This is a genomic window from Paenibacillus sp. FSL E2-0201 (assembly GCF_037963325.1).
Lineage (GTDB): Bacteria > Bacillota > Bacilli > Paenibacillales > Paenibacillaceae > Paenibacillus_AQ.
This window is the reverse complement of sequence record NZ_CP150154.1, coordinates 5,698,640-5,715,558: the sequence shown is the minus strand read 5'-3', so window position 1 is coordinate 5,715,558 and position 16,919 is coordinate 5,698,640. Positions and strand designations below refer to the sequence as shown.

19 protein-coding genes and 1 other annotated feature are annotated in these 16,919 nt (G+C 44.4%); of the genes, 8 read left to right on the top strand and 11 right to left on the bottom strand.

From position 1 onward, the window contains the following. Positions 1 to 20: 20 nt before the first annotated feature. From NSU15_RS25725 to ylbJ, 3 genes are all read right to left on the bottom strand, one after another. Positions 21 to 1,205 (bottom strand): copper amine oxidase N-terminal domain-containing protein, encoded by a 1,185-nt coding sequence (locus tag NSU15_RS25725; RefSeq protein WP_076119519.1) that lies wholly within the window; start codon positions 1,203 to 1,205, stop codon positions 21 to 23. A gap of 147 nt (positions 1,206 to 1,352) precedes the next feature. Further along, positions 1,353 to 2,156: an NAD kinase gene (locus NSU15_RS25720; protein WP_042130925.1), complete on the bottom strand. Its 804-nt coding sequence runs from the start codon at positions 2,154 to 2,156 to the stop codon at positions 1,353 to 1,355. Positions 2,157 to 2,232: 76 nt separating this feature from the next. Further along, positions 2,233 to 3,495, bottom strand: coding sequence for a sporulation integral membrane protein YlbJ (gene ylbJ, locus NSU15_RS25715; protein WP_339288036.1), 1,263 nt, complete (start codon positions 3,493 to 3,495; stop codon positions 2,233 to 2,235). Positions 3,496 to 3,907: 412 nt separating this feature from the next. Here ylbJ and NSU15_RS25710 point away from each other — a divergent pair, with 412 nt between their 5' ends. Both NSU15_RS25710 and NSU15_RS25705 read left to right on the top strand, forming a co-directional pair. Next, on the top strand, positions 3,908 to 4,291 hold the full coding sequence (locus tag NSU15_RS25710; RefSeq protein ID WP_042130923.1) for a globin: 384 nt from the start codon (positions 3,908 to 3,910) through the stop codon (positions 4,289 to 4,291). A 36-nt stretch (positions 4,292 to 4,327) separates the two neighbouring features. Continuing rightward, on the top strand, positions 4,328 to 5,038 hold the full coding sequence (locus tag NSU15_RS25705; RefSeq protein WP_339288034.1) for a DUF2225 domain-containing protein: 711 nt from the start codon (positions 4,328 to 4,330) through the stop codon (positions 5,036 to 5,038). A 91-nt stretch (positions 5,039 to 5,129) separates the two neighbouring features. Here the strand turns inward: NSU15_RS25705 and NSU15_RS25700 are convergent, their stop codons facing one another. Together NSU15_RS25700 and NSU15_RS25695 are read right to left on the bottom strand one after the other, a co-directional pair. Next, positions 5,130 to 5,360 (bottom strand): hypothetical protein, encoded by a 231-nt coding sequence (locus NSU15_RS25700; protein WP_042130921.1) that lies wholly within the window; start codon positions 5,358 to 5,360, stop codon positions 5,130 to 5,132. Continuing rightward, the gene (locus tag NSU15_RS25695; protein ID WP_042130920.1) at positions 5,357 to 5,548 is read right to left on the bottom strand and encodes a YycC family protein; all 192 of its coding nucleotides are present in this window, start codon (positions 5,546 to 5,548) and stop codon (positions 5,357 to 5,359) included. The genes NSU15_RS25700 and NSU15_RS25695 overlap by 4 nt, the downstream gene beginning before the upstream one ends. A 118-nt stretch (positions 5,549 to 5,666) precedes the next feature. Between NSU15_RS25695 and NSU15_RS25690 the strand changes: the two genes are divergently transcribed. Together NSU15_RS25690 and NSU15_RS25685 are read left to right on the top strand one after the other, a co-directional pair. After that, positions 5,667 to 7,466 carry a M3 family oligoendopeptidase gene (locus NSU15_RS25690; RefSeq protein ID WP_339288032.1) on the top strand — a complete coding sequence of 600 codons (1,800 nt, stop codon included), beginning with the start codon at positions 5,667 to 5,669 and terminating at the stop codon, positions 7,464 to 7,466. 364 nt (positions 7,467 to 7,830) lie between these two features. Further along, the gene (locus NSU15_RS25685; protein ID WP_339288031.1) at positions 7,831 to 8,241 is read left to right on the top strand and encodes an O-methyltransferase; all 411 of its coding nucleotides are present in this window, start codon (positions 7,831 to 7,833) and stop codon (positions 8,239 to 8,241) included. A 145-nt stretch (positions 8,242 to 8,386) separates the two neighbouring features. Here NSU15_RS25685 and NSU15_RS25680 read toward each other — a convergent pair whose 3' ends face one another. Next, positions 8,387 to 8,617, bottom strand: a complete 231-nt coding sequence (locus NSU15_RS25680; RefSeq protein WP_042130917.1) for an alpha/beta-type small acid-soluble spore protein — start codon at positions 8,615 to 8,617, stop codon at positions 8,387 to 8,389. A gap of 207 nt (positions 8,618 to 8,824) precedes the next feature. Next, complete coding sequence (locus tag NSU15_RS25675; RefSeq protein WP_076119513.1) at positions 8,825 to 9,799, bottom strand: aldose 1-epimerase; 975 nt, start codon at positions 9,797 to 9,799, stop codon at positions 8,825 to 8,827. Between the two features lie 134 nt (positions 9,800 to 9,933). Further along, positions 9,934 to 10,173: a binding site (T-box leader), on the top strand. Between the two features lie 61 nt (positions 10,174 to 10,234). On the opposite strand from NSU15_RS25675, the gene trpS reads away from it, so the two are divergent. Beyond that, positions 10,235 to 11,221: a tryptophan--tRNA ligase gene (gene trpS / locus NSU15_RS25670; protein WP_076119512.1), complete on the top strand. Its 987-nt coding sequence runs from the start codon at positions 10,235 to 10,237 to the stop codon at positions 11,219 to 11,221. Between the two features lies 1 nt (position 11,222). Here the strand turns inward: trpS and NSU15_RS25665 are convergent, their stop codons facing one another. Further along, on the bottom strand, positions 11,223 to 11,411 hold the full coding sequence (locus tag NSU15_RS25665; protein ID WP_042130914.1) for a hypothetical protein: 189 nt from the start codon (positions 11,409 to 11,411) through the stop codon (positions 11,223 to 11,225). 108 nt (positions 11,412 to 11,519) lie between these two features. After that, the gene (locus tag NSU15_RS25660) at positions 11,520 to 12,521 is read right to left on the bottom strand and encodes a metal-dependent hydrolase (RefSeq protein WP_042130913.1); all 1,002 of its coding nucleotides are present in this window, start codon (positions 12,519 to 12,521) and stop codon (positions 11,520 to 11,522) included. Between the two features lie 241 nt (positions 12,522 to 12,762). Here NSU15_RS25660 and cyoE point away from each other — a divergent pair, with 241 nt between their 5' ends. Next, the gene (cyoE, locus tag NSU15_RS25655) at positions 12,763 to 13,695 is read left to right on the top strand and encodes a heme o synthase (RefSeq protein WP_042130912.1); all 933 of its coding nucleotides are present in this window, start codon (positions 12,763 to 12,765) and stop codon (positions 13,693 to 13,695) included. A gap of 17 nt (positions 13,696 to 13,712) precedes the next feature. Next, positions 13,713 to 14,336: an SCO family protein gene (locus NSU15_RS25650; protein WP_231573923.1), complete on the top strand. Its 624-nt coding sequence runs from the start codon at positions 13,713 to 13,715 to the stop codon at positions 14,334 to 14,336. A 192-nt stretch (positions 14,337 to 14,528) separates the two neighbouring features. On the opposite strand, the gene NSU15_RS25645 is transcribed toward NSU15_RS25650, so the two are convergent. Together NSU15_RS25645 and NSU15_RS25640 are read right to left on the bottom strand one after the other, a co-directional pair. After that, on the bottom strand, positions 14,529 to 14,876 hold the full coding sequence (locus NSU15_RS25645; protein ID WP_339291464.1) for a DNA primase: 348 nt from the start codon (positions 14,874 to 14,876) through the stop codon (positions 14,529 to 14,531). 131 nt (positions 14,877 to 15,007) lie between these two features. Further along, positions 15,008 to 16,192 (bottom strand): MFS transporter, encoded by a 1,185-nt coding sequence (locus tag NSU15_RS25640; protein WP_339288028.1) that lies wholly within the window; start codon positions 16,190 to 16,192, stop codon positions 15,008 to 15,010. A 270-nt stretch (positions 16,193 to 16,462) separates the two neighbouring features. Here NSU15_RS25640 and NSU15_RS25635 point away from each other — a divergent pair, with 270 nt between their 5' ends. Continuing rightward, on the top strand, positions 16,463 to 16,900 hold the full coding sequence (locus NSU15_RS25635; RefSeq protein ID WP_042130909.1) for a hypothetical protein: 438 nt from the start codon (positions 16,463 to 16,465) through the stop codon (positions 16,898 to 16,900). The last annotated feature ends 19 nt before the right edge of the window (positions 16,901 to 16,919 follow it).

Here is a 16,919-nt window from a genome sequence, read left to right as displayed (position 1 = left end):
GGAATCAAACACCCTTTTTATTAGGATTTCACAAGTTTATTGTAGACGTTATATGTGTTATCGATTGTCCATACACCGGTATCCGACTTGGATAGAATGTAGATAAGGCCCTGCTCATAAGTCTCCTCTTCACTAGCTTCCTTGTCTTTGCTTTCTACATATATCGCTGCTTCTTTGGCACTGTAAAAATAGACATTTGAAACGCCTGGAGTATAGGTAATATCGTACGAAGTGAAGAAATCATCCAAATCTGCCTTGAGAGAAGAATCATATTCTTCACCATAGGAAGTCATTGTGGAAAGAACTGCTGTAGGATTCTCTTCGTTCATTGCTTGATAATACTTGGTAATAGTTCCTTTAATAGCATCGGCATCATTTTGAGGGATGTTGGCTGCTGTTTTTAGGGCTTGTTCACGAGTAAGGAGAATGGTCGAGCTTTGGGATTCCACGGATGATATCTTCCAGCTTCCATTCTTGCGGACCAGGGTATATACGTATTCATCCTCTGTATCTGGAGTATAAGCCCCGCCTGTTCTGCGAGAACTTTCAAGCGTATACACAGTGGCTTCGTCAGCTTTAATATCGAGGATTTCCAAACTATCAATAGTATTCTTTATGTCAAAAGCTTTAAAAGATTCATTGAGCTCTGCCACTGATTCTGCGTAAGAGGAATCCGAATCCATAAGGGAGTAGTAGCTAGTCGCTTTTTCTTCATTGAAATACTGATTAGATAAACGGATTAATGCTTTAATGGCTGCTTCGTCCTTATCTTTGGAGACAGGAGTAGTAATCTGTACACTTCTACTGGTGGAATTCCAGACGGCTGTGCCTCCTGTTGCCTCAGCAATAAAACGCAAAGGGATGTATGTAGTGCCAGCTGATGAGACTGGTGCGGTCGTTAATTTTTTAACGGTTCCGTTAACAGTTGCGCGGTTGCTGCCAATCTTGAGGGTAATTGCAAGATTTGAACTTTTACCTGTTACGGTTCCAGTCTTGGCATCCCAGAGAACTTGAAGTCCAAGCTTCTCAAAGACGACCCGGAATGGTACGAGTACAGAATTGTTCGCTAAGTATGGAGATCCAGCGGTGAAGGAAACCTTACTCCCGTTAATATACACGTCAATCGGTTTTGAAGCTGCAAAAGCCGGGACCGCTAATATAAGGGCCAGTAGACTTATGCTAAAGAGGGATAATAATCTTTTCAACAGTACTCTCTCCTTTTATGTAACTCTTTGTAAAATAGCCTCATTATACCATTTGACTTCTCTCTCTGTCTATCAAATGGTGTTAGTTTTGTCACACAAAAGAGCCGGAGATATGGATATCTCCAGCCACAAAAAAATGATAAATTCTTAAACCAAAAAGGCTTCACGGACACGGTTCCAGAATGGGAAAGGACGGTACCTAGCGAAACTGACTTTCTTGTCCGATACTTGGCAGCGTACTGAAATCAGGTCGTCTACCGGGATATTGTTATGATCTATCGTCAGTAGTAAACGCTGATCTTTACATGAAAGAATATCGCAATGATGATGCTTCGGCAGAAGCAATGGCGATCCCATTGTTCGGAATACACGGTTGTTAATGGAGGCGATTTCGGCAATCTGCAGCGCCTCTATAGATGGGTGAACCATGGCTCCCCCAAGGCTTTTGTTATAGGCCGTGCTACCAGAGGGAGTTGAAATACATAGACCATCACCTCGGAACATTTCGAAGGTGACATCATTGATGTCAACTTGAATCATTATAGTTCCATCCACCCCTTTAAGGGTAAATTCATTTAGGGCTATGTGGGACGAAGAACCGGATTTCTTGTGAATTTCCAGCTCAAGTAACGGATATTTTACGATTCGGGGTTTCTGTGGCTCAGAATCCTCGGTTCCGCACATATAGTCGATTAAGGTGGGCAGCTCTTCCGCTTGCCAGTCCGCATAGAAGCCTAAGTGCCCTGTGTGGACACCTACGAAGGCTAAATTGGGAACTTGATCGATAAAAGTATGAAAAGCGTGCAGCATTGTGCCGTCTCCGCCAATAGAGATGACGATTTCGGGAGACTCAGCATCCAGTTGCAGGTCCCGCTCCGCCGCCAGCTTGTGAAACTGCTCGGCAAGTTTGATTGATAGTTCATCACCGCGGTCCAGAACATAATATCTCAAGATGTACAGGCTCCTTTTGTATATTTCAGTCATACACCGATCATAATCAATCTTGACCCGGAACACAATATGTTAATCAACTTCGCCGTATCCAATGAATCATTGCAGTGAAAGCAGGGAGAAGCAGGGAGACTAAAATCGCAGCACTTAATAAAAGGCTCAGCAGAGCGAGGCTTGCAGTGATCCCCGTGGCAGACGGTGTAAAGGCAATAGAGGCAGGCAATGATACCCATGCAGTAGACAGCCCTGTGTCCATCACAGGGTTCCAGAGCAGCAATACGAGTCCTGATGCGAGGAAGGCGTGAATTAGACGTGCAGTCATAAATGGCAGATACCGAATTCCGGTGCCATTCAGGATACTGGCTACCTGGGCATGTACAGATAAACCGCCCCAAGAGAGGATGAAAGCAGCTGCGGCAACCTTGAACTGAAGCGGGATGGAAGAAGCAGCTTCACCCGCAGAACGGGCACCGATAGTAACTTCGAAGAATCCGCTGATCAGAGCCTGGGCCAGTTCGGGGGGACCACCCACAAGGGAAATAAGATGTCCGGTCAAGCTAAAGAGTGAGGATAGAATTCCTGCGCGGGCAAGCAGTTCCATTAGTACATTGAAGAATACAACCAAACCACCTACGACAATAATAAGCTTTAGTGAGGACTGGATGGCACCTCTTAATAGCTCCCCGAAGCTTCGCCCATCTTTGCGCCGAGCTTCCTCCATGGCAAGTAGTGCTGCATGGATTCTTCCAAAACCTTTTTTTGATGGAGCAGAGGGGGCGGCAGAACTAGTTGTGGATGGGTCTTGAGATGGGGATCTCTGTTCTTTGCGTCCATGGAACGACATTAGCAAGCCAACAATCAAACCGCTCCCGTAGTGGGCGAGAGCTAGGATGAGCCCTAATGATGCATCTCGAAAAAATCCGACGGACACTGCACCCAACAGAAAGATTGGATCGGATGAGGTTGTGAAAGCGACTAATCTTTCCCCTTCCACTCTGCTAATCAGATTCTGTTCCCGCAGCTTAGCGGTTAATTTAGCGCCAACAGGATATCCTGATACATATCCCATTGCAGCGACAAACCCACCGCTACCTGGTATACCAAAAAGAGGACGCATCAACGGATCAAGCAAAGCGCCAAAGAGATGAACAATCCCTAAGCCCAGCATGATTTCGGAAATGACGAAGAATGGAAATAGGGAGGGGAATAACACATCCCACCAAATGGCCAAGCCACGTAAGGCTGCGCCAAGGGACGCCTCCGGATGAAACAGCATTAGCAGCATACAGCCCGCCAATGTTAATCCCAGCAGTGGGCCGCCAATCTTTTTTAAAGTCATAATTAACGCCTCCTGATCTATGGTAAGATGTATGCGAAAAGAAGGACAAACAGCACAAAAAAAATAAAGGAAGCGGTTACATAAATCTGTGCTTTTTCGCTTGAGTTATGATATTATGTAAATAAGGAATGCACCCTCTGTTACAAGAATAAATGGGATGGAGTGATGGCGATGAGCGTTGTAGCCGGAGTTCTCGTTTGTGCTTTTGTATATGTGATCCGGGTCTCTCTCGTCCCTGCAGGTGATGAGGAATTTCGGACCTACTGACAATAATCTCCAGACGCTAAACTAAAGTTTAGCGTCTTTTTTCTGCCGTTTAGGGGCACTTTCGACGGATATCCGGGCAGTGCTTTTTTTTGGTATAATAAATTAAGAAACGTTTCATTAATATGGAAGAAAGCTGGTAACCTCGATGAATCCAAATGAGAGTATATATGAGAACTTAGGGGGAGCTGAGGCATTACATCGTTTGGTGGAAGTGTTCTACGCCAAAGTACAGCTTCATCCGCAGCTGGGTCCGTTATTTCCCGAAGACATTTCTCCTGTTCTGGAGAAGCAGTATCAATTCCTAACACAGTTTTTTGGCGGTGGCCCACTGTATTCAGAATTACATGGACATCCCATGATGAGAGCAAGGCATATGCATATTCCCATTACTCCAGAACGTGCTGAAGAATGGCTGCAGTGCATGAAAGAGGCGCTTGTGGAGACTGGTGTAGAAGAGCCGCTGCGTTCCTTCGTGCTTAGTCGCCTTGCGGGTCCCGCACATCATTTTGTTAACATGCCCCAGGAATAATAAGGGACAGGTTGATCCTGAAAGGAATGAGAGTACTTGCCAGACTTAATACCCCTATATTCTATTAAGGTCAAATGTTGCAATTGTGAACATGAATTCTCAACCTCTCGCGTACGTCCTAGTCTGAAAAAGGCTATTCGCCGCGATGCTGATTTTTGTGCATATTACAAAAACGAGAATCCGGATTATTATGTTGTACGCGTCTGCCCGAGTTGCGGGTTTGCCTCTACAGAAAATTCAGCGGACAAGCTGACGGAGTTGCAGCGAAAGGCATTTAATGAACAGGTAGGAAAACGCTGGAAGAGCCGTGACTTTGGGGATAAACGAAGCTGGGAAGCTGCGCTTGAGACCTATAAACTTGCACTTCTATGCGCTCAAAGCATTAACGATAAGGATCGGATTATTGCAAGTCTACTTCATCACATTGCTTGGTTGTATCGATATCAAGGGAATACAGAGCAAGAACAACGCTTTTTGCGTTATTCATTAGATGAATATGTGAAGGTGTACGAAAAAGATGGAATAGGCGGTAATGATGCCCGGCTCATGTATCTGATCGGTGAGCTTAACCGGCGCATCGGAGAGTTTTCTGTGGCTGTAATGTGGTTCTCCCGTCTGATTAATGATCAGAAGATTATGGATGCTGCGATGATTCGGGCTGCCAGAGAGCAGTGGGTTGTGCTAAGAGAACAAATGCGCGGTGAAGCCGTAGATGTTGATGCCGATGGATTGCCTTCAGGTTCTTAAAGTTTACGAACAACAAAAAGCGCAGAAGAGAGTAATGCTCTCGTCTGCGCTTTATAAAAATGTTAATATTGGGATTCAGATGACCTTTTATTTATCGAACTGCCCGATCGAATAGGAGGTAATCTCCGTCGTTATCTACAACTGTGGGACTGGCGCTGCAACACGGGAAGACAAGCAGTTTTTTCTTGCCGTCACGAACGATTTGCAATTCTTTTGGCTTCATAGGAAGAAGGACATTCTCCGAGTTGCAAAAAGGGCAGTACTGCACATACATATCGCCTAGAATAATGTCATAAGGCCAGGTATGACTAAAGGGAATCATTGTGAATCCTTCCCGGAAGGAGACTCTTCATTTCCATCCTCAGCTTGCGGTGAATTCTGCTTTTTGGATAGCTCAGCTATTTTTTGTAGCAAAATATGTTGGGGCATATGCATCAAGTGTTCCAGTGGAACGCCTAGTTGCTTGGATAACGTAATGGCTGTTTCCGGTGAAATTTGTAGTGGCTTCATATGGATGCCCTCCTAAAGTTTATCGGCTATGAATGTTCCGGTATCGTTATTCACTTTACCATGGTGTTAAGTCAATTACAAAGAAAACCAAATGAGAGCAAAGGAATGGTGAGTACAGATGAAACAACCATTATCACTGACTTGGGAACTTGATTCCATATTTCCTGGAGGATCGTCGTCTTCTGAGTTAGAAAGCTTTTTAAAGAATCTTGAGCAAGATATTGCAGCTTTACAGGGTCTGGTGAAGAATGCTGTAGCTCCAACGGATGTTGAGTCTACCAAGGCGCTGGACGAGGTTATAGAACTGCTTCAGAGCTGTTCAGGAAGACTAGTGGAGGTATCTTCCTTCGCAGACTGTCTGGGCGCTCAGAATCAAATGGACAAGGGCGCAGTAAGACTGGCGGCCCGAGTGACAAGCATGCGTGCTGGATTCGAAGGCATCAGTTCACAATTCAGTAATGTGCTTCGTCAGACTACGGACAAGGTATGGGCAGAATGGATGGCTCGTCCGGAGATTGCTCCTTTAACGTTCGTGCTGAGCGAGAGCCGTGATTTGGCCCGTGAAAAGATGAGCCCAGAGCTGGAAAGCTTAGCGCTGGAACTAGCTGTTGACGGATATCATGGATGGAGCGGACACTATGATACGATTGTAAGCTCGATTAAAATCCCGTTTGAGGATGAAGAAGGAACCAAGCTACTCTCCGCAGGTCAAGCTTTTAATAAGCTGGATGATCCAGATCCGAAAGTACGTCAATCCATGTTCCGCAAATGGGAAGAAGCATGGACCGAAGCAGCAGATAACTGTGCGGATACCTTGAATCACTTAGCAGGCTTCCGTCTGAAGCTTTATAAAGGAAGAGGTTGGGAAGATATTCTGAAAGATCCGCTGAGCATCAATCGTATGTCACAAGATACTTTGAATGCGATGTGGGACGTGATTACGAATAGCAAGCCTGCACTCGTGGGCTATCTTCAGCGTAAAGCAAAGCTGCTTGGGCTGGATGCTCTCTCGTGGGTAGATGTCGAAGCACCTGTGGGCAAATCTTCAGGTAAAATCCCATATGATCAGGCTGCTAAAGATATCGTTACCCAGTTCCGCAAATTTAGTCCGAAGATGGCCGAGTTTGCAGAGCGTGCTTTTGATAACAACTGGATCGAGGTTGAGGATCGTCCGGGGAAACGTCCTGGAGGATTCTGTACATCCTTCCCTGAGAGCAAGGAATCACGGATATTCATGACCTATAGCGGCACAACCTCCAATGTTTCAACCTTGGCGCATGAGCTGGGGCATGCTTATCATTCTTATTTGCTGGATGATCAACCTGTATTTAATCAGAACTACGCTATGAACGTTGCAGAGACTGCTTCAACCTTCGCAGAGGTCATTGTGTCTGACGCTCAGGTTAAAGCCGCTAGCAATGCTGAAGAGAAGCTGGCGCTGCTTGAAACGAAGATTCAGAACAGCGTTGCTTTCTTTATGAACATTCACGCTCGATTCTTGTTCGAGACTCGTTTTTATGAGAAACGTAAGGAAGGCCTCGTAAATGCTGAAGAGCTGTCTGAATTGATGGTGGAAGCACAGAAGGAAGCTTTCTGTGGGGTGCTTTCAGAATACCATCCTCATTTCTGGGCTTCTAAACTGCATTTTTATATCACGGATGTGCCGTTCTATAACTTCCCTTACACCGTAGGTTACATGTTCAGCACAGGCTTGTATCGACTGGCCCTGCAAGAAGGAGCTTCCTTTGCGGATAAATACGATAGCTTGCTGCAAGATACTGGTGTGATGACTTTAGAGAATCTGGTACTTAAGCATCTGGGTGTGGATCTGACGAAGCCGGACTTCTGGCAAGGTGCTACAGATCTGATTGTAGCTGACATTAATGAGTTCTTGGAAATGACGGAGCACTTAGTTTGAAAAAGTCAAAACTAAGACATATTTTACGGTAGAAAAAACAACGGAATTTCAGTATGAATACGCAAAAGCCCCTGATGCAGGGGCTTTTTTTAAGGGCAAAATGTCGAAAAAACACGGTTTATAAAAACTAATATACAATAATTCTATGGATTTCGCGCATATATAGGGATAATAACCCAATTTTGCCGAATAATGTTGTTTACCTTTTATTAGTAACCTATAATGAGTCTTAAGCCTTATATAAGGCGAAACTAGAAAAATCACTCAGCTAGCTCACAAAACAGAGTAAACGCTTACAAAAACAGTTTTATACGAAGTGAATTCGGATGAAACAAAGTCTCACAAAACTTTTAGGAGGAAAAGTATGCTTAAGACAGAACAGCTATCATTAGCAAGACAGATGGACATGGTATTTAAGGAGCTTCAGGAAGAATTATCAGGATTATCTTCTGGTACGGTATTTGTGCAAATACGAAATAACATGATTGGCAAATTCGGTATACGGCATAATCCTCTTTCTGGGCGAAGTGGGGGGTTCACTGATGTGAAAGAAGGGATGACAGATGGACAGCAATCTTCTTTTCGACTAATGGCGCTGGAAAGCCTGAAGTACAAGCGTCGTTGGACACATGGTGAGATTTCTTATGAATTTGCCATTAGAAAGGGTATGGTGATTGTAGATGCTACGCTGGAGTCCAATTACAATATGGCCAACTTGATGATTCGTACTCCTCGTAATGCCTACGCTGAAAGTTCCGAACAATTTTTTGGTTAAGCGTTATTTACATAAACTTTCAACATTTGTGAAAATCAAAAACCCTCCCACAGCTTCAGAAAGAAGTGTGAGAGGGCTCAAAAGCTACTCGGTTTTAGGCTTTTTTAATATGCCCTAGCCGGATAAAACACTTAAGATAACGTTGTTACTGACGACCGGACAGTTGTTGTTCTGCCAGTTGTACTAGACGTTTAGTGATGTAACCGCCCAGAGAACCAGTTTCGCGAGAAGTGTAGTTCCCGTAATAACCGTCAGCTGGGATCGTTACTCCAAGCTCCTGTGCTGCTTCATATTTCAACTGTTGCAATGCCGCAGTTGCTTGAGGAACGACCAGGTTATTGGAACGGCTGCTACGACCTTGACCTGCTTGACCCATGTGTGTCACCTCCTTCGCCCGTTGTGAAGATAGTATGAGCGCTAAGAGGTTAATTCATGCATCCCTTCGAAAGGTTTTAAGGCTGGTAATTATTAGTGAAATAAAAGTGAGGATAGGATAGAAATTCTTTGTTGCTAGGTATCATACAAAAAAATCGGTCTTTCCTTACGTAATCGCAAGGCAAGACCGATATAATGTATATCTGCTTTAAATCTCAGGATAAATCATTTCCAGCAAGGTGGTCAGATTCTGACTCTGTCCGGGTTCTATCGTTAAGAGGCCTGTGAAGGAAGCGTCATCGGATACATTCGGTGCATTTGCGAGCCATGTATAGGGTTCAATGCACAGAAATTGATCTGCTGGTCCTTTGGTATATAGCACCCAGTGACGGAATAGATTCTCGTCAGCGGTATAACGGAGGCCATAACCATCATCGCGTAATAATAGGGCTTCTACAGGCTGTTTCTCTCCAATGCGAAGAGCAGTATCAAAATTAGTTCCCTGCATGTTCATTCCGGTGTTCAAGGCTTCCAGATCACCAAGTGGAATTAGATTGCCGCTAGGGAGCAGTTCATCGTTCAGTTCATAAATACTATTTACTGGGAGTTTAAGATTCCAGCGCTCAGGTTCTCCATCAATCATAAACCAGGTGTGATAACCGATCCCAAAAGGAATTCGATGATCTCCGAGATTTGTAACCTTTAAAGTTTGGGTAAATCGGGCTTCCTGAAGCCTAAATGTCATTTCGAATTTAAGTGGGATAGGGAATTGTTCCATCCAATGTGGATCATCTTCCGTTCGGAATTCAGTAGTGACCGCGCAACCATCCTCATCTTCTTCAATATCGCTGACACACCAGGCCTGAGTTCGGTGTAGACCATGAATATGATTGTCATTAGCGGTATTCTGGTCAAATTGATAACTTGTACCGTCGAACTGAAATTGGCCCTTACGAATTCTTCCGGGTGGAATTAATAGCGGCATGCCAAAATGGTAAGGTTTTTGCATAAAGAAAGCTTGATCGCTTTCATCAGGCCGCCGTAGAATTTCCCGTTGTTTCTTAACATCAAACAATGAAATCACGTTATTTCCTAGTCGCGGCAAAAGCGTGACTTCCAGTTCACGGCTGTGCAAAATATAAGTATCATAACCGCCCCACTGCCCTTTGGTCACCTGTTTCATGAGATATGCTCCTTTATCGTAACTGTAATCGAATAGAACATGGATAACCTTATCATAACAGATTTATACCGTAGTGGTTAAGTGATTTGACAACTTCTCTTTATGGTTCTATGATGAAGGCATTAATTCATGATGATAATGTGATGACGGGGATAAGTAGGCAGGTATTGTACCTTCAGAAAGCCGGTGGTTGATGCGAACCGGTAGGACACTCCTGATGAATGGACCCCTGAGCGCCGAGCTTGAACGGGAGCTAGATGCCCTAGTAGACCGGCCGGATCTTCTCCGTTAACGGAAGACGAAGGCTGTTTTCTTCTTGTCTTAACAAGATTAAGCAGCGAATAAGGGTGGCACCACGGTCTCACGTCCCTTGCGGATGAGGCTTTTTTTGCGTTCTCGGAAACTTAGAAATTACATCAAACGGAGGTCTCTATTATGAAAAAAGTAATGTCAGGCATTCAGCCGAGCGGTTCACTTACACTGGGGAACTATATAGGAGCACTGAAAAATTTTGTGAAGCTGCAAGATGATCATCAATGTTTCTTTATGGTTGTCGATATGCATGCGATCACTGTAGCTCAAGATCCAGCGGCGCTACGTGAGCAATCAGAGTCTGTAGCGGCTCTATTTATTGCAGCAGGAATTGATCCTGCACGTTCTAATGTTTATATGCAGTCGCATGTGCCGCAGCACGCTGAACTAGGCTGGATTATGACGACACTTACAGCGATGGGCGAGCTGGAGCGTATGACCCAGTTTAAAGATAAATCATCAGGTAAGGATTCTGTCGGCGCTGGTCTTTTCGTCTATCCTTCCCTGATGGCAGCAGATATTCTAGTTTATAATGCGGATCTTGTGCCGGTAGGAGAAGATCAGAAGCAGCATTTGGAGTTGACTCGTGATTTAGCTGGGCGCTTCAATAATCGTTTTGGCGAATTCTTTACCATTCCTGAGCCATTTATCCCAGAGGTTGGCGCACGAATTATGTCTCTAGATGATGGCACCAAAAAAATGAGCAAGAGCAATCCAAACGCTGGAAGCTATATTGCTCTGTTAGATTCACCGGACGTAATTCGTAAAAAAATCAGCCGTGCAACGACTGATTCTGGACGTGAAGTGATCTTTGATCCGGCTAATAAGCCAGAAATCAGTAATTTGATGAGTATTTATTCTGAGTGTTCTGGAATGACACTTCAGCAAATTGCCGATCGTTATGAAGGACAAATGTATGGCGGCTTTAAGAAGGATCTTGCTGAAGTGGTTGTTTCCACGCTTGAGCCTTTACAACAAAGATATAATGAAATTCGTAGCTCGGGTGCGATCACAGATATTCTTGCTGAAGGAGCTGGTCGCGCACGTATTGTTGCAACAGAGACGCTGAATGGAGTTAAAGAGCGGATGGGATTTCTGCCAGCTCGTTAATCTAATCAGCGCTTAGGCTTTCCTGTTTGCGTCTGATCTTGGCTTTGAGGATAAATCCCCAGCCAATATTCATAACACAGAGAAACCCGAGCAGAAGTGCCAACCAAAAGCTATAGCTGATCGCGATTGAAGCGGCTGTAAGAATAAGAATAGAAGAACAAGCGAACCAAAGTGAAAGTCCTTTACCCATTAGGAGAGCCTTCCTTTCTATGTCTACTAAAATGAATCCCGGAGTATGATAACCATACTCCGGGATTTTTTGTGATTATAGAATAGATCTCTGCGTAAGTCTACAGTTTCATCGTAAAGAACCGGGATCAATGGAAAATCGTTTATCGAGCTTCTCGCTGCTAAGCCAACCTACATACGTATTTAAAGGTCGATATTGATTGTCCATCACTAATACAGCCACAAATGGGTATTGTTTGCGGTGTAAATAACGCACGTCCCCCCAGCGCACCATATATCCTGAAGGAAGTTCCTCCACTTCGGCTACTGCATAAGAGGTGAAGTATAGAAAAGACTGAATATCAGGGTGCGACTTGGATATCTCCACAGCGGGATGATTCGAGCAAACAGCATGTTTGAACCATTCCAGACGGTTATTCACTAACTGCCCAACATTATAGCTGCCATCTTGTTTTACTTTTACTACGTTCCAGCGCTTTAGTGAAATTGTAGGGATTACAATATAACGTTCGCCGACATTATGATGTAAATCCTTAAGCTTGATATTACGCGTAAGGCGAGCGTGAACGACGGTTCTCCAAATATAGTAAAGAATAGTACAGGCATAAAGCGTAATAAATAAAGGTTGCGGTGGAACGATACCGGTGATCCAGAGAAGGATGGCAGCGATATGGCTACCAAATATAAACGGATCAAAAATATGGATGATGTTCCAGGCAATCCATTTCTCCGTGAATGGACGAGCAGCCTGAGTTCCATAGGTATTAAATAGATCAGAAAATACGTGAACACCTACACCAATGAAGCTCCATAGCGCAATATGGCTTAGGGCTTGTAAATCAGTAAAGCCGAATAAGGGCCCTAACACGAAGGAAATCAGGGCGGGCCATAGAATTAGAAAGGGTAGGGAATGTGTGATTCCTCGGTGGTTACGAATATACAATGCATTGTCCTTCAGTCGCAGCGCAGTATCAGCATCAGGAGCCTGAGAGGCGAGAACCGTTGCCAGCATAACAGCTCCGGCCAGTTTCGGATCAGAAGCAACGATGGGATCAACGAAGGAAAGCCCAGCTAAGCCTAGGCCCATAACTAAATGTGTAGCAGTATCCATTGGTCAGTTCTCCTTTGTTGTTCGGAAGTTCTCTATTAATAATTACCCAAATACAGCTCAGGTTATTAAGGGGATTGCAATAAATATAAAATAATTATTGTCACGTAATTGTCGAATTCATGAACTTACTGCCCCATGACTGTCAAAGTCTTCACGGGTTTGTTATGATAAAGTTAACAGCGAAGTTTTAAATGCTTCGGCTAGAACGTTAGATGTTCGTTTAGAAGGAGGATCATTAGGTGTGGACAATCATATAACATTTCAAGCTTCTTCCGACTCAGCAGCTATGTCTGCAAAATCTCCACCGGAAGGTGCTGGCTGGCGTGATTTCATTACCGTAACAAAACCCGGTATTATCCGATCTAACCTCATTGCGGCCTTTGCGGGATATTGGCTTGCCTCAGGTTGGGATGTTAATTACGGCAGGTTAGTTCTAACTCTGCTAGGAACAATGCTGGTTATGGCTTCGGCCTGTGTTTTTAATAACTATTTCGACCGTGACCTGGACATGAAGATGGAAAGAACCCGTGAAAGGGGGCTTCCTACAGGACGACTGAAACCAAACATTGTATTATTATACGCCATTGGGCTTGGTATTGCAGGTTTGATCGTACTGTTTGCTTTTTCGGGTATGCTTGCCGGTCTGTTTGGAATTGTTGGCATGTTCGTTTACGTTGTAGTATACACGCTTTGGTTGAAGCGGACATCAACATGGAGCACCTCAGTAGGTGCAATTTCTGGGGCGATGCCTCCGGTAATTGGTTATGTCGCGGTTTCAGGAAGCGTTGATCTAGGCGCTTGGCTGATTTTTGCCATGTTGTTTTTATGGCAGCCTCCTCACTTCTGGGCTTTGGGTATAAGACGTAAAGAAGAATATAGAGCGGCAGGATTTCCATTGCTACCTGTAGTTAAAGGAACGCGGCGTACGAAATTTCAGATGATTCCTTATGTAGCCCTTTTGCTGCCTATTCCAGTGTTAATGTACGCCTACGATTACGCAGGCATATTTTATCTAATCATTTCAACAGCGTTGTCCTTGGCTTGGTTAGTATTGACCTTGATGGGCTTTAAGGCTAAAGATGATGAAGTCTGGGCGAAGAAGAACTTCCTCTTCTCCATTAACTACCTGACAGTTAGTTTGATCGTACTTGTATTAAATACGATTCACGGTTAAGAAGAGGGAGGGTATACGTGTCCGTGCAGACCTTTAAGCGTTATAAATGGACTTGGCTTCTGCTATTACTTGCTTTGATTATGGCTGGTTATCTGGCAGTTAACTCTTTGAATTTAGGAAAAGAAAAACTGCCAGTAATCGGAGAAGTACAGGACTTTTCTCTTGAAAATGTGAATGGAGACCAGATTACTCTGGCTGATACACAAGGTAAAGCACGGTTGGTATACTTCTTTTTTACTCAGTGTCCGGATGTATGTCCTATAACTACGTTTTTGTTATCTCAGACTCAGAAGATTTTGGTTGAGGATGGCAGCTTTGGTAAAGATACGGAGTTTGTCTCTATCTCTTTTGATCCGAAGAATGATACTCGGGAAGCTATTAAGACGTTTGCGGACCGTTTTCAGGCGAATTATGATGGATGGTATTTCTTGCGGGGAGATCAGGAAGAAGTTCGTAAGCTGGCGACTGATTCTTTTAAGGTACTAATCGCGGGGAATTCCAAAGAAAATTTCGTACATGCCAACCGTATAGCGTTAGTTGACCGAGACAATCGTCTTCGTGCATTGTATGACGCAGGTGATACGGAGACCGTAACCCCTGAATTTCTTGCGGCTCAGCTGAAGGAATTGGCTCGGGAATAGAACATACCGATCACCAAAGACGCCTTTTTCGAATACCCCTTTTTGGAAGGGATAACGAAGAAGGCGTTTTTTAAAATAAAATATAAGAAAATATAAGAAAATATAAGTTTCACGCTATATAGTATCCTTATATTTCTCACATAAACGCTTATCGTCCTTATAAGGACGATAAGCGTTTATGCTTGTTTCAGCTTAAAAAGGAAGGGGTTCAGGATAGACGATGAAATCTTCCAATCCAGCTTTCTCAAGCTGAGTGATATTGTATTCATCGGGCGTACCCTCCACCCCAGCATATCCGCGACGAGTATAGATGTGACCGGCATCGGGGAAAGCATCACGGAGAACACTGCGTATTTTTTTGCCAGAAGAGTCGTTATCCAGATAAAGGTACACTTCTCCATCCCCTACTTGTTGCCGAAGGGACTCTAATTTAAGTGTATTTAATGTGCCAAAGGTACATAGGATTTCTACTTCCGGTACCAGCACACGCCGTAATCTGCTACGATCGTTTTTGCCTTCGACAATAATCGTAATGGACATTAACTGAAAATCACCTCCGGAAATGGGCCCAAGCTTCAGACTCATTATAGTTTACCGAAGGATCGTCATTTTTAACAACCGTTTGTGCAGGAAAGTCTTCATTCCCCGGGAAATGTCGTAAAAACAAAGAATCATGCGGCTCGCCCGTTCCATTTGGAAGTGAGGTCAGATAGTTTCCCTGTATTCTTAGGCGGGAGCAGAAGCAACGCGACCATGAGCAGTAGAAAGGCTATGAAGTAAGGAGAAACGAATCCCCTTAGCTGTCCGGCGGCTACGGGTCCAGCGAATGCACCAAGTGACATGGCAATCGACTGCAAGGAGAAGGTCCGACCCATTCGACCAGGGCCGCCTAGACTAATGAAAAGTGATGCCATTGCAGGGAATAACACTCCTTTAGCCGCACCAAGCATAAAGAGAATAGCGGCAGTCGGAATGGTGTGGAATGAAGCGAGTGCAAAGAAGCAGATGGCCATTCCCAGTAATGCCGCTGCAATTCTTCCTCCCGGAGAAAGACGGTTCAGGAAGAGCATGCTGAGCGTTACCAAAGCACCTAAACTAAGGAGTGACAGTAGGATGCCTGTGGAAAGAATGCTGTTACTGCCTGTTTGAGACAGTGGGAGCTCGAAAAAGAGCACGCCTTGTGAACAGGAAACGAAAAAAGGTAACAGGTAATAACGTTTGGATACGAGATCATCATCTTTCGGCGGAATAGAAGGCTTAGCAGGGATTTTTGGTGACTGAGCTGTGCTTAGCGGGCTTAATGTACGTCTTGAAGGCGCAGGTACACTGAAAAAAGCCATGACTCCTGTTGCGATAAGCAGCCATCCAAGTGTGGTGAAGGTGCCAGAGTAGCCGGCTTTTGCTACAATAAAAGCTCCCGCTGCAGGGGATACAACTGAAGCTAAAGTATGAACGATACCATGTCCGGACATATATTTACCTTGCTCTGTGGCATCCGATGACAATGAAGCCAGCAGTGTCATGCATGCTGGAGAAAGGAAGGCGAGGACGAATCCACTCGCTGCTCTTAGCATTAGCAGATGCCATGGAAGCTGCACATGAGCCTGCAGCAGTAAAATAGCTCCCGCAGCGACAAGGCTGAAGACGATGTAGCGGCGGGAGCCGTTACGATCGACGAGTACGCCTGCAAGCAGATTGCCGGGAAGGTGGGTCAATGAGTACATGCCCATCATCCAGCCAATAAAGGTGGGTCCCGCACCAAGAGAGATGGCAAAGGGTGTAAGGACAGGATACTGAGCATGTAAATCGAAGAAAGCCAGAAAGAGAAATAAGTATAGCCACAGCGCAGTTTTCACAGGGAAACACCTCCAAGAGCCACCTACAGCACAAGTTAACGCAGGACGGCTTAATAATGAAGAACAAAATTAAAGCACTACTTGTACTTTACGTGGGACAGAGAGGGCTTATACCGCTTTTTTAAATCGTTTAGTAGGGTATACCTTTCGCGGAGGGTGGAACCATGAATTATGATGGGCATTCATGTATAATAATTAATATTGGCGTTATGTCTATGGGAAGTGAGAATCCTTAGGACGAAATTAGGTGATAGGGGTGTTGTGAGGTTGATGGATCCAGAGGTGTGGTCACAGTTTATAAGGGAAAATTGGCTAGTTATTGTTATTGCGCTTGTCCTGCTGTTTGCGGTTGTTAATTTGGTCAAAACCGTTCTGAAATGGGCGATTGTCATTGTTATCGTTGTAGGTTTATTCATCTATAGTGGTGTTACAATGGACCAAATTGGTAACGCTGTGAATAAGGTGGCGGATGGAACAGTAAGTACGCTAAAGAAGGAAGCGCAAGAGGTTATGCTTAAAGAAGCGCAGGATGCGAAGTATACTTCAAATGGAGATGGGACATTTACGATCACAACCCCAAATATTGAAGTGAAGGGCGCAGCGGGTGAAGATAAAGTAGAGGTTACTTTCCGTGGCGTTAGTCTTGGGAAGTGGAGTGTTACAGATACGACAAAAACATTTATCGAGGAAGCCCAAAAACATAAGTGATAGGCTTGAACTCAAAAAA

Excerpts from the sequence above, each read along its gene's own strand:
- NSU15_RS25685 (WP_339288031.1), top strand. The coding sequence starts at position 7,831 with ATGCTTAAGACAGAACAGCTATCATTAGCAAGACAGATGGACATGGTA.
- NSU15_RS25695 (WP_042130920.1), bottom strand. The coding sequence starts at position 5,548 with ATGAAGCCACTACAAATTTCACCGGAAACAGCCATTACGTTATCCAAG.
- trpS (WP_076119512.1), top strand. The coding sequence starts at position 10,235 with ATGAAAAAAGTAATGTCAGGCATTCAGCCGAGCGGTTCACTTACACTG.
- ylbJ (WP_339288036.1), bottom strand. The coding sequence starts at position 3,495 with ATGACTTTAAAAAAGATTGGCGGCCCACTGCTGGGATTAACATTGGCG.
- NSU15_RS25660 (WP_042130913.1), bottom strand. The coding sequence starts at position 12,521 with ATGGATACTGCTACACATTTAGTTATGGGCCTAGGCTTAGCTGGGCTT.
- NSU15_RS25675 (WP_076119513.1), bottom strand. The coding sequence starts at position 9,799 with ATGAAACAGGTGACCAAAGGGCAGTGGGGCGGTTATGATACTTATATT.
- NSU15_RS25710 (WP_042130923.1), top strand. The coding sequence starts at position 3,908 with ATGAATCCAAATGAGAGTATATATGAGAACTTAGGGGGAGCTGAGGCA.
- NSU15_RS25700 (WP_042130921.1), bottom strand. The coding sequence starts at position 5,360 with ATGATTCCCTTTAGTCATACCTGGCCTTATGACATTATTCTAGGCGAT.
- NSU15_RS25690 (WP_339288032.1), top strand. The coding sequence starts at position 5,667 with ATGAAACAACCATTATCACTGACTTGGGAACTTGATTCCATATTTCCT.
- NSU15_RS25635 (WP_042130909.1), top strand. The coding sequence starts at position 16,463 with ATGGATCCAGAGGTGTGGTCACAGTTTATAAGGGAAAATTGGCTAGTT.
- NSU15_RS25665 (WP_042130914.1), bottom strand. The coding sequence starts at position 11,411 with ATGGGTAAAGGACTTTCACTTTGGTTCGCTTGTTCTTCTATTCTTATT.
- NSU15_RS25645 (WP_339291464.1), bottom strand. The coding sequence starts at position 14,876 with ATGTCCATTACGATTATTGTCGAAGGCAAAAACGATCGTAGCAGATTA.
- NSU15_RS25680 (WP_042130917.1), bottom strand. The coding sequence starts at position 8,617 with ATGGGTCAAGCAGGTCAAGGTCGTAGCAGCCGTTCCAATAACCTGGTC.